Annotated in this window: 9 protein-coding genes and 3 tRNA genes; 3 read left to right on the forward strand and 9 right to left on the reverse strand. The window is 52.4% G+C overall.

Features of this window, described 5'->3' with window-relative positions:
• Positions 1-62 precede the first annotated feature (62 nt).
• The 4 genes from FGL10_RS02785 to FGL10_RS02800 form a co-directional block, all read right to left on the reverse strand.
• Positions 63-1,274: a tyrosine-type recombinase/integrase gene (locus FGL10_RS02785; RefSeq protein WP_003711059.1), complete on the reverse strand. Its 1,212-nt coding sequence runs from the start codon at positions 1,272-1,274 to the stop codon at positions 63-65.
• Positions 1,275-1,448: 174 nt separating this feature from the next.
• Positions 1,449-1,539, reverse strand: a tRNA-Ser gene (locus tag FGL10_RS02790).
• A gap of 38 nt (positions 1,540-1,577) precedes the next feature.
• A tRNA-Leu gene (locus FGL10_RS02795) sits at positions 1,578-1,664 on the reverse strand.
• A 35-nt stretch (positions 1,665-1,699) separates the two neighbouring features.
• A tRNA-Leu gene (locus FGL10_RS02800) sits at positions 1,700-1,786 on the reverse strand.
• An 89-nt stretch (positions 1,787-1,875) separates the two neighbouring features.
• On the opposite strand from FGL10_RS02800, the gene rnr reads away from it, so the two are divergent.
• Positions 1,876-4,251: a ribonuclease R gene (gene rnr, locus FGL10_RS02805; RefSeq protein ID WP_036475301.1), complete on the forward strand. Its 2,376-nt coding sequence runs from the start codon at positions 1,876-1,878 to the stop codon at positions 4,249-4,251.
• A 332-nt stretch (positions 4,252-4,583) separates the two neighbouring features.
• Here the strand turns inward: rnr and guaB are convergent, their stop codons facing one another.
• The 5 genes from guaB to bfr (FGL10_RS02840) all read right to left on the reverse strand — a co-directional run bounded on the left by guaB (position 4,584) and on the right by bfr (FGL10_RS02840) (position 10,404).
• Complete coding sequence (gene guaB, locus FGL10_RS02815) at positions 4,584-6,047, reverse strand: IMP dehydrogenase (RefSeq protein ID WP_002250181.1); 1,464 nt, start codon at positions 6,045-6,047, stop codon at positions 4,584-4,586.
• A 139-nt stretch (positions 6,048-6,186) separates the two neighbouring features.
• A complete protein-coding gene (gene glnD / locus FGL10_RS02820) occupies positions 6,187-8,745 on the reverse strand; it encodes a [protein-PII] uridylyltransferase (RefSeq protein ID WP_003710265.1) in 2,559 nt (852 codons plus the stop codon).
• Positions 8,746-8,793: 48 nt separating this feature from the next.
• A complete protein-coding gene (locus tag FGL10_RS02825; protein ID WP_003710267.1) occupies positions 8,794-9,114 on the reverse strand; it encodes a helix-turn-helix domain-containing protein in 321 nt (106 codons plus the stop codon).
• A 324-nt stretch (positions 9,115-9,438) separates the two neighbouring features.
• Entirely contained in the window at positions 9,439-9,912 is a 474-nt protein-coding gene (gene bfr, locus FGL10_RS02835; RefSeq protein ID WP_002213535.1) for a bacterioferritin, read from the reverse strand.
• A gap of 27 nt (positions 9,913-9,939) precedes the next feature.
• A complete protein-coding gene (bfr, locus tag FGL10_RS02840; protein ID WP_002222445.1) occupies positions 9,940-10,404 on the reverse strand; it encodes a bacterioferritin in 465 nt (154 codons plus the stop codon).
• Positions 10,405-10,758: 354 nt separating this feature from the next.
• On the opposite strand from bfr (FGL10_RS02840), the gene FGL10_RS02850 reads away from it, so the two are divergent.
• Both FGL10_RS02850 and FGL10_RS02855 read left to right on the forward strand, forming a co-directional pair.
• Entirely contained in the window at positions 10,759-10,962 is a 204-nt protein-coding gene (locus tag FGL10_RS02850; RefSeq protein ID WP_002222444.1) for a hypothetical protein, read from the forward strand.
• Positions 10,963-10,979: 17 nt separating this feature from the next.
• Complete coding sequence (locus tag FGL10_RS02855) at positions 10,980-11,447, forward strand: protein-lysine palmitoyltransferase (RefSeq protein ID WP_003710273.1); 468 nt, start codon at positions 10,980-10,982, stop codon at positions 11,445-11,447.
• The last annotated feature ends 25 nt before the right edge of the window (positions 11,448-11,472 follow it).

Here is an 11,472-nt window from a genome sequence, read left to right on the forward strand (position 1 = left end):
AGAAAAATCAGGCGGCTTTTAATCGGCTGTCAAAAAAACGGCAAAAGTTTCACACACCGGCGTTACTCTTGTTGTGAATTGCCCATCATCGTCAAAATGACATTTCCCCATTTTTCTAATGCTTCTCCCCGCTCTTTCAGCAGTTCGGAACGGTTGTAGGCGGTTTGCGTTTTTGTGCCGAGAGAGTGTGCAAGCAGTTTCTCGGCAACGTCGTTGTCGATGTTCAACTCTTCGCGCAAATACGTTCTGGCAAGGCTTCTCAAGCCGTGGGCGGTCGTTTTCAAGCCTGCACGCTGCATTGCCATACGCGGAGCTTCCCTGTTGATGTGGCTTCGGTAATTGTAGCTTTCAAACAGATATACGCCGTTCACGTTCAGTTCCCGCGCCTGCTGCAATATCAGCTTCATAGCAGTGGAGAGGGGGACGATATGCTCTCTGCGTTCTTTTTTCCGTTCCGCCGGTATAATCCACTGACCCGATTTCTCATCTATTTCATCCCATCGTGCCAGTGCGGTTTCTTGTACGCGCGTCATAGTCAGCAGCAGCCAATAGATAGCAAGCCGTGTCGTCGGCGTGATTTTCAGGCGGTTGGTCGGATTGGCAAACCCGTTGCGCTGCTCTAAAAAATCTATCAGGAGCGGAAGCTCTGAAGGGGGTAGGGCTGCCATATGCTGATTTTTTGGTTTTTCAAACACCTGTTTGCCGATTTGTAAAACAGGGTTATACTCAATCAGTCCGCTGCCCACGGCATAGGAAAAAACCAGATTCAGGCTGTTTTTAGTTTTCCGCAAGCTGTCGGCAATGCCACGCTGCTCCATAATGCGCAAGCATTCGACAACATCTATCGTCTTGATTTGTCTTATATCGCGGTTTCCAATAACGGGGAAAATATACCGCTCAAAATTGCGCATAACTTGGACTGTATATTTTTCAGCCATATCCTTGCGCCATTTTCCGTGCCATTCACGGGCGATTTTCTCCAAGGTGTATGCCGTCCGTACCTTTACACGTTTGATGTTTTGCCCCAACGCGAGCTTCCGCTTCTGTTCGTCCCGCCATTCCCGCGCCTGCACGAGACTGAATAGGGGATACGCGCCCAATGTCAGCGTTTGCGGTTTACCGTTTTCGCCGTTGAAAGAAAACCGCCAAACCTTAGATCCGTTCGGCTTAACCCATAACGCCAGCCCGCCGCCATCCGCCAGCTTGTACAGCCTGTCTTTGGGCTTGGCGTTTTTTACTTGGGCGGCAGTAAGTGGGGTGATTATTTTTGGCATTTTTGTGGTACGGGGGAAAGTGGTTAAAACGTACCATAAAACATACCATAAAAAAACGGTAACGGATAGTAATCAATGGTAACGTAGGGTAATAGGTTGTAGCTGATTTTACGCAATAAAATCAATACGTAAGTAACAAAAAATCCCAAACTGTAAAAGTTTGGGATTCGTATTTGGCAGAGAGGAAGGGATTCGAACCCTCGATACGCTATTCACGTATACACGCTTTCCAGGCGTGCGACTTAAACCACTCATCCACCTCTCTAATGGCGGAAATTATCCCAATCGGGATAATTTGTTATTTGGTGCCCAAGAGAAGACTCGAACTTCCACACCCGTGAGGATACCAGCACCTGAAGCTGGCGCGTCTACCAATTCCGCCACCTGGGCAATCTAAATATTGAAATAAAGCAAAGCATTTGATTTGGTGCCCGGGAGAAGACTCGAACTTCCACACCCGTGAGGATACCAGCACCTGAAGCTGGCGCGTCTACCAATTCCGCCACCCGGGCTTTGCTTTATTGAGTATTTTGCGGTACAGTGTGCCTCCGCAAAAGAAGTCGCTATTATATAGTCCATAAAAAGAATGTCAACGGTCAAAATGAATAAAAATATTAAATTTTTAAATTTACGGGAAAAAGACCCGTTTTTAAGTCGTGAAAAACAGCGTTACGAGCATCCTTTGCCCAGTCGGGAATGGATTGTCGAGCTGCTTGAACGTAAAGGTGTACCTTCAAAAATCGAATCGCTTGCGCGCGAGCTTTCGATTACGGAAGACGAGTATGTCTTTTTTGAACGCCGTCTGAAGGCGATGGCGCGGGACGGTCAGGTTTTAATCAACCGCCGGGGCGCGGTTTGCGCGGCGGACAAATTGGATTTGGTCAAATGCTGTGTCGAGGCGCACAAAGACGGCTTCGGTTTCGCCGTGCCGCTCACGCCCGCCAAAGACGGTGATTTTGTTTTGTACGAACGCCAGATGCGCGGCATTATGCACGGCGATATTGTCACTGTTCGTCCTGCCGGCATCGACCGCAGGGGGCGGCGGGAAGCGGTGGTTTTGGATATTGTCGAACGCGCGCAAAGCAAAGTGGTCGGGCGTTTCTATATGGATCGCGGCGTGGCGGTTTTGGAAGCGGAAGACAAACGCCTGAACCAAAGCATTGTCTTGGAACCCGACAGCGTGGCGCGTTTCAAGCCCGAATCCGGTCAGGTCATCGTCGGTGAAATCGAGGCTTATCCTGAAGCAAACCGCCCGGCAGTGGCGAAAATCATCGAAGTTTTGGGCGATTATGCCGACAGCGGTATGGAAATCGAAATCGCCGTGCGTAAACACCATTTGCCGCACCAATTCAGTGAAGCGTGTGCCAAAGCCGCGAAAAAAATCCCCGGCCATGTACGCAAAAGCGATTTGAAAGGCCGCGTCGATTTGCGCGATTTGCCTTTGGTAACGATAGACGGCGAAACGGCGCGCGATTTCGACGATGCGGTGTTTGCCGAGAAAATCGGGCGCAATTACCGTTTGGTCGTGGCGATTGCCGATGTCAGCCATTATGTCCGTCCCGATGATGCGATCGATATGGACGCGCAGGAACGCAGTACCAGCGTTTATTTCCCGCGCCGTGTGATTCCGATGCTGCCGGAAAACCTGTCCAACGGCATTTGCTCGCTCAATCCGGATGTGGAGCGTTTGTGTATGGTGTGCGATATGACCGTCACTTACGCGGGCAATGTCAAGGAATATCAATTTTATCCCGCCGTGATGCGCTCCCACGCAAGGCTGACTTACAACCAAGTTTGGAAATGGCTTTCAGACGGCATCGGGCATCCGTTCAAAACCCAAATCGACACGCTTTATAAGCTGTTTAAAATTTTGCAGAAAAAACGTCTGGCGCGCGGGGCGGTGGAGTTTGAAAGCATAGAAACGCAAATGCTTTTCGACGGCAACGGCAAGATTGAAAAAATCGTGCCCGTTGTCCGCAACGATGCCCACAAGCTGATTGAGGAATGTATGTTGGCGGCAAACGTTTGCGCGGCGGATTTTCTGTTGAAAAACAAGCATACCGCATTGTTCCGCAACCATTTGGGCCCCACGCCCGAAAAACTCGCCGCCTTGCGCGAACAGCTCGGTCTGTTGGGGCTTCAACTTGGCGGCGACAACAACCCGTCGCCGAAAGACTATGCCGCGCTTGCCGGACAATTCAAAGGCAGGCCGGATGCCGAGTTGCTGCAAGTGATGATGTTGCGCTCTATGCGGCAGGCGGTTTACGAACCGCATTGCGAAGGGCATTTCGGTTTGGCTTATGAAGCATATGCCCATTTTACTTCGCCTATTCGCCGTTATCCTGATTTAACCGTCCACCGCGCCATCAAGGCGATTTTAAATGGACAAAATTATGAACCGGGTAAAAGCTGGCAGGCTTTGGGCGTGCATACTTCGTTTTGCGAACGCCGTGCCGACGATGCCGCCCGCGATGTGGAAAATTGGCTGAAAACTTATTATATGCGCGATAAGGTCGGCGAAATATTTGAAGGCAAAATTTCGGGAGTGGCAAATTTTGGAATATTTGTGACTTTGGACGATATTTATATCGACGGTTTGGTACATATCAGCGATTTGGGCGAAGATTATTTCAACTTCCGCCCCGAAATTATGGCGATAGAGGGCGAACGCAGCGGCATCCGTTTCAATATGGGGGACAGGGTTGCCGTCCGGGTCGCGCGCGCCGATTTGGATGACGGAAAAATCGATTTTGTCCTGATTGCAGGCGGAAGCGGCAGGCGGCGGAAGGTCAAATCATCCGCATCTGCCAAACCGGCAGGGGCGGCGGGGAAAGGGAAACCGAAAACCGCCGCCGAGAAAAAAACAGCCCGGGGCGGCAAAGTAAGGGAAAGGGGCGGGTCAGCCGCCGCCGAATCGGGGAAAAAGGCAAAGAAACCGGTTTCGATGAAGGTTAAAAAACGGAAAGGCAAATCATAATTCCGGCAGGGCGACTTGAGGAGGCGGGGCATATTTTCCCGAAGCCTCCACCCGATTTTTTGATATGGCGGCCGGCGCATCATTTCAGGCCAATCGAAACGCCCGTATTGAAAGATTGCGTTTATTTCCACCGCCGTTTTAAAGGCCGGCGGTATTCGGCAGACGTGGCTCAAACGGCGTTCAGACGGCATTTTCATTCTTCCGGTGCGTCTGTCCGAATGGCTTTGCCCGTCCGCACAATCAGCCCGTGCGGTTTGCCTTCAACAAACAAAAATGCCGTCTGAAACCTGAAAACAGGGCTTCAGACGGCATTTTAATAAAGATGGCTTGAATCAGCGGTGGTAGTTCGGTGCTTCTTTAGTGATTTGAACGTCGTGAACGTGTGATTCGCTCATACCTGCGGAAGTGATTTCCACAAATTCGGCTTTTTCGTGCATTTCGGCAATATTGGCGCAACCCAAATAACCCATACTGGAACGCAGACCGCCGGTCAGCTGGTGGATGATGTTCACAATCGGGCCTTTGTAAGGAACGCGGCCTTCGATGCCTTCGGGGACGTATTTGTCGGTGCTGTCGGTTTTGTCTTGGAAGTAGCGGTCGGCAGAACCTTGGCTCATCGCGCCCAATGAACCCATACCGCGATAGGATTTGTACGAGCGGCCTTGATAGAGTTCGATTTCGCCCGGTGCTTCTTCCGTACCGGCAAACATACCGCCGAGCATTACGCTGTACGCGCCTGCGGCGAGGGCTTTGGCGATGTCGCCGGAGAAGCGGATGCCGCCGTCGGCAATCAGGGGAACGCCTGTGCCTTTGAGGGCTTCGGCGACGTTGTGGATGGCGGTCAGTTGCGGCACGCCCACGCCTGCCACGATACGGGTGGTGCAAATCGAACCCGGACCGATACCGACTTTGACGGCATCCGCGCCGGCGGCAACCAAATCCAAAGCGGCTTTGGCGGTAGCGATGTTGCCGCCGATGACTTGGATGTGCGGATAAGTTTCTTTGACCCAGCGAACGCGATCGATTACGCCTTGGCTGTGTCCGTGGGCAGTATCGACGACAATTACGTCCGCGCCTGCTTCGACCAAGGCTTTGACGCGTTCTTCGGTATCGCCGCCGGTGCCGACTGCCGCACCGACGCGCAGACGGCCTTCGGAGTCTTTGTTGGCGTTGGGAAATTCGGTGGTTTTTAAAATATCTTTGACGGTAATCAAGCCTTTAAGCTCGTCTTTTTCGTTCAAGACTAAAACGCGCTCGACTTTATGCGTGTGCATCAGTTCGCGCGCTTCGTCTATGCTTGTGCCTTCGGGGACGGTAACCAAGCGTTCGCGCGGGGTCATAATGGCGGAAACGGGCAAATCGACGCGGTTTTCAAAACGCAGGTCGCGGTTGGTTACGATGCCGGCGACTTTGCCGTTTTCAACGACGGGCAGGCCGGACATTTTGCGTTTGCGCTGCGCGCGCATTTCCAAGACTTCGCGGATGAGCGTTGTCGGCGCAACGGTTACGGGGTCTTTGACCACGCCGCTTTCGTGGCGTTTTACTTTGGAAACGGCGCGCGCCTGCATTTCGGGCGGCATGTTTTTATGGATGATGCCGATGCCGCCTTCCTGTGCCATCGAAATGGCGAGGCGCGCCTCGGTAACAGTGTCCATCGCGGCGGAAAGCAGGGGGAGGTTGAGTGTGATTTCGCGGGTGAGCTTGGTTTGAAGTTTAACGTCTCGCGGCAGCACGGTCGAATGTGCGGGAACCAACAAAACATCGTCGAAAGTATAGGCTTTTTCTACGATACGCATAATGCTCGGTCTTTCAGTTTGTGCAAGATGCACGGCATTATAGCACGTTGCCGGCGGCTTGACAGTTTATATTGTTTGCAATATCCCCGCCTTCAGGCGGCATACGGCGCGGCGGCGGAATGCCGTCTGAAGGCAGGCGTTATGATAATTGTTCCAGCAGCGTCTGCTTCAATGAGGACTGGATTTTGGGGTTGTTCAAATCAGGGCTGAAAACGGTAAAACTGTCTTCGGCGCGTTCGTCCAACGTGGAGATTTTGGCGTAGCGCAGGCTGACGTTGTGGGCGAAAAAGACTTCCGCCATATCGGCGAGCAGGAAGGGGCGGTTGACGGCGGTGATTTCGACGGAATACCAGTCGGGATAGTCTTCTTCGGGAGTGATGGTGATGCTCGGTGCGATCGGCATATAGCGGCTGCGGCGGCTGATGCGGCGGCTGCGGCTTTGGGTTTCGGCAACGGTGTGTCCGTGGATAAAGCTGTTGAGTTCGGCTTCGAGCGCGCTTTGGATGTCGGGGTAGTCTTCGGGGGCGTGCTGCGAGGGGATTTGCACGATGAAGGTGTCGAGGATGTAGTCGTGTTCGGTGATGAAGGCGCGGGCGGCGAGAATGTCGAAGCCGTGGCGGCTGAAGATGCGGCAGAGGCGGGCGAACAGGCGCGGGCCGTTGGGCATAAAGACCATCACTTGGAAGCTGTCGCTTTGGGGCAGGATGCGGCTGCGGACGATGGGGGTTTCAAAATCGTGTACGAGGTTGGCGGCGTGCCACAGGATTTCGCGGGACTGGTGGCGGGCGAAGTAGGCGGAACCGAGCGCGTTCCATAGTTTTTTCTGCTGTTTTTCGGGGACGGCGGCGCGAGTGAGCAATTCGGCGGCTTCCTGCCGGCGGCGGCCGAAGAGGGCGTGCGGGTTGCCGCCGTTGCCTGCGAGGCAGCGTCCGGCGGCGTGGAACAGGCTTTCCAGCAGGCTGGCGCGCCAGGCGTTCCACAGTTTGGGATTCGTGCCGCGTATGTCGGAAATGGTCAAGAGGTAGAGTGCGCTGAGGCGTTCGTGGGTTTGCACGCGTTTGCAGAAGGCATCGAGTACGTCGGGGTCTTGGATGTCTTCTTTTTGGGCGACGGCAGACATAAGGAGGTGGTTTTCGACCAGCCAGGCGAGCAGGTCGCTTTCTTCTTTGGTCAGGAAGTGGTCGGCGGCAAATTGGCGCGCGTCTGCGATGCCTTGTATGGCGTGGTCGCCGCCGCGTCCTTTGGCGATGTCGTGGAAGAAGGCGGCGAGATAGAGGATGTCTTGTTTTTCAAAGGACTGCATCAGCGCAGAGGCGTAGGGCAGCTCGTGGCTGTGCATATCCAAGGCAAGGCGGCGGACGTTGCGGACGACGGTGAGGATGTGGTCGTCCACAGGATAGATGTGGAACAAGTCGTGTTGGAGCAGGCCGACGATTTTTTCCCACGCGGGCAGGTAGCGTCCCAATACGCCGTAGAGATTGAGGAAGCGCAGGGTTTGGGTCAGTCCGTTGCCGTTGCGGAAAAAACCGGCGAAGCGGCGGCGGTTTTCGGGATTTTGGTAAAAGCTGCGGTTGATTTTGCGCGTCGCGCCCCACCAGGCGCGCAGGGTTTGCGGTTCGAGCGCGGTAATGTCGTTGCGCTGCTGCATGATTTCGACGACTTTGAAAATGTGTTCGGGCCGCCTCAAAAAAATATCGGTGTGCCGCGCGGCGATTTGGTTGTTGACTTGGATATAGTCGTCGTCAATCCGCAGGGTAACGCGCATCGGCGCGGAGGAAACGCGGCTTCGCAGCATGGGCGTGAGGATGCCGCTCAGTTGTTTGACGGTTTTGACCGCACGGTAAAACACGCGCATCAGTTCTTCGCTTTGACGGCGGCGGTTTTCATCTTGATAACCCATACTTTCGGCGACTTGCGGCTGCAAATCGAACAGCAGGCGGTCTTCGGCGCGCTTGGCGTTTAAATGCAGACGGATGCGGATGTGGGCGAGGCGGCGGTAGCCGTGCGAAAGCATACCGGCTTCGGCACGCGTCAAAATCCGCTGTTTGAGCAGGTCGGGCAGGTTGGCCGCCAAGCCTTGCGCCTTCGCTATCCAAAGCAGGGTGTGGATGTCGCGCAGACCGCCCGGGCAGCTTTTGATGTTCGGTTCCAATACCGCCCCCGAGCCTTGCGATTTGGCGTGGCGGTGTTCCATCTCCACCAGTTTCGCTTCGACAAACGCCGGCACATTGCGCTGCGCGTTCATTTTTTCCGCCAGTTCGTCCGCCGTTTGGCGGTTGCCGAACAAAAAACGGGCCTCTAAAAACGCCGTGTCCCCCGTAATATCGTCGCGCACGCTTTCGCACAGTTCGTCAATGCCGCCGCTTTTTACAGACGGCATCAGTTTGCAGTCCCACAGGGTTTGGACAAACCGGGCAATCTGTTCCTGAATGCCGTCTGAAAGCGGATTGGGTGAAACCACTGCCAAATCCACATCCGAACAAGGATACAGTTCGCCGCGCCCGAAGCCGCCTACCGCCATCAGGCATAACGCGCTGTTTTGAAAATGTTCTGCCCACAATGCCGCCAGCAGGGTTTCGACTGCCGCCGTGTATTCTCTGAAAAATACCGGCACGCGCTTGGCTTTCAAATAATGCGCTTCGGCGGTATCGCGCTGCTGTTTGAAGGTTTCCAGTGCTGAAGACAGGTTTGCAGGCATTTTTATTCTTTCGATTGGCGGGAAAAAGGGAGGCGGGTGGTTCGGTGGTCAAATACCGCTTTCAGACGGCATTTGTCGGGTATCGGCGGAATTGGTCATCAGGTTCAACCGTTCCTGCGGCGGCAGCAGCAACTGATACGCCGCCACGCCCAAAGCCGCCGCCATTTTTTCGATATTCGACAGGGCGATGTTCCAGCGTTTGCGCTCGACTGCCGACACATAAGTCCTGTCCAAACCGCATTGCCGCGCCAATTCTTCTTGCGACCAACCCTTGTTCACGCGGAAAAGCCGCATATTGTATGCCAATACCGCCCGCAAATCCTGTTCGTCAGGCAGTTCGGCAGGCAGAGTCAATTTGTTGCCCATCATTTGTTTCCGGATAAATGGTTAAAGTTAAGCATTTGCTGTTACGGATTTTACTTCACATAAAAGCCAAAAAAAAGGGGTGGCGGCAGCCACACCCAAACACACACACATCAAGAGGAAAGAGATAAAATCAAGATAGATTGGGAAACAGCAAACAAGCAATCTAGATTTCATATTGGTATTATCAAACAAAAACCGTTATCGAGTATTGATTCAAATCAATTTGGATTTTATTCGCAAACCGGCAAAGAAAAACGGCATATCCGTTTATGCAGATATGCCGTCTGATGGTGCAGGGGACTGCTATATTTGGCAGTGGTTTGTGTTTTAGTCCTCTTGCGCCGCTGTTTGCAGGTAGTTCGGCAAACCGATTTTGCCGATCAGTTCCTGCTGGGTTTCGAGCCAGTCGATGTGTTCTTCGTTGGTGTCTTTTTGTTTTTCCAACAAATCGCGGCTGACGTAATCCTGTTGCGCTTCTGCTGTAGCGATGGCAGCAAGCAGGGCTTCGTGTTTTTCCTGTTCTTTGGTCAAATCGCAGGCAATGATTTCTTCGGTGGACTCGCCAATCAGAAGCTTGCCCAGTTCTTGCAGGTTCGGCAGACCTTCGAGGAACAGAATGCGCTCGATCAAATCGTCGGCAGCTTTCATTTCAACGATGGACTGTTTGAAGAAATGTTCGCCCAGTTCTTCAAAGCCCCAATTTTTCAAAATTCGGGCGTGAAGGAAATATTGGTTGATGGTTACCAGCAGCAAGCCTAAGTTTTTGTTCAGCTCGCGGATAACCAAACGGTCGCCTTTCATACGGACTCCTTTTATTCCGAATACGGATTACAGTTGGCTTTGGTAGTAGTTGCCTTCACCAATCAGCTCGATCAGGCGCAGCTGCTGTTCCAACCAGTGTGCGTGGTCTTCTTCGGTATCTTTCAGTTGGGCGACCATCAAATCGCGGCTGACATAGTCTTGCGCCTCTTCGCACAGTTTGATGCCTTTTTTCAACGCATCGCGTACTTCATATTCGGTTTGCAGGTCGGCTTTGAGGCAGGAAACCACGTCCGTGCCGATATTCAGCTCGGCGCGCGCCATTTTCGGCGTGCCGCCCAGCATCAGGATGCGGCGGATGAAGTCTTCGGCGTGTGTGGTTTCTTCTTCCATCTCGTGATTGAGACGTTCAAAAAGTTTGGTGTAGCCCCATTCGGAGTAGAGGCGGGAGTGGATGAAGTATTGGTCGCGTGCCGCCAGCTCGCCGGACAGCAATTCGTTCATATAATCAACAACTGCTTGATTGCCTTGCATAATATTTCTCTTTTCTTAATTTGGGTTTCGTGTGGTTAAACAGTGGATGTAGCACTGTTCGGGATGCGTGCATTGTATGCAAAAGCTGTCGGCATGACAAATTTTCTATTTAAAATACAAACAATTATCAAAAGAGATAGGGTGGGTTTGCTGATGCTTTCCAAATCAGTATGCTGTTTTTTATCGGTTTTTTGTGCTGCTAAAACTAAGAATCCATCTCATCCATAAAGAACATTTACATTTATTAACCATAGCGAAAAGCAAATACGGCACGGTTTTTTATCAAAATTTATAATGAATCGTTCTCATTAACTGACAGATTCTTTTGAGATTATCGGATTTTGGGAATAAATTATGCCGTCTGAAGGGCTTTCAGACGGCATGCCTGCCCGGACAGACGCTGCTTGGAGCGGCTGTCGGTTTGAGGGTGTGTTTAATGCGAAGGGCAATCTGTCGTATGATGTGTTTGCGGCAGGAGCTTTGAAGAAGCCCGGTATTTTAGGACGAAGCGCACGGCTGCCGGGGTCAATATCCGCTATTTATTCCAAACCTTATTAAAACTTAAATTTAAAATCATGAAGATAGAAAATATCGATATTATTTCGCCGGAACTGTTCCCGCAGGAAGCATTCAATGAAACCGAAGCATTCGGCGCTTTGGTATGGTTGTGGGCAGTTTCGCCTGTTTATCGGCATGCCGGCGTACAAGAAGCCGCCGTCAATATCTTGCCGGTATTGAAAAACGGGCAATTTGCCTTGTTCAGCAGCAACGGACACCCCGTCGCCTACTGCACTTGGGCTTATTTCGACGAAGAAACCGAATGGCAATATCTCCAATCCGATGATGTTCTGCGCCACCCGGAAAACCGGCGCAGCGGAAACAGAATGTGGCTTATCAACTGGTTCGCACCTTTCGGCGACAGCCGTATGATGAAAAGAATGCTGGTGCATCTGTTTCCGGAACGTGAAATAAGGTGGCTGTACCACCGGGGGAGTGAAAAAGGAAAACGGATTATGAGGTTTCAAGGGCTGTCGAAACAATAAAACAAGGCTGCCTGAAAGTTTCCCT

It is taken from the genome of Neisseria lactamica, from assembly GCF_901482445.1.
GTDB classification, from domain to species: Bacteria; Pseudomonadota; Gammaproteobacteria; order Burkholderiales; family Neisseriaceae; genus Neisseria; species Neisseria lactamica.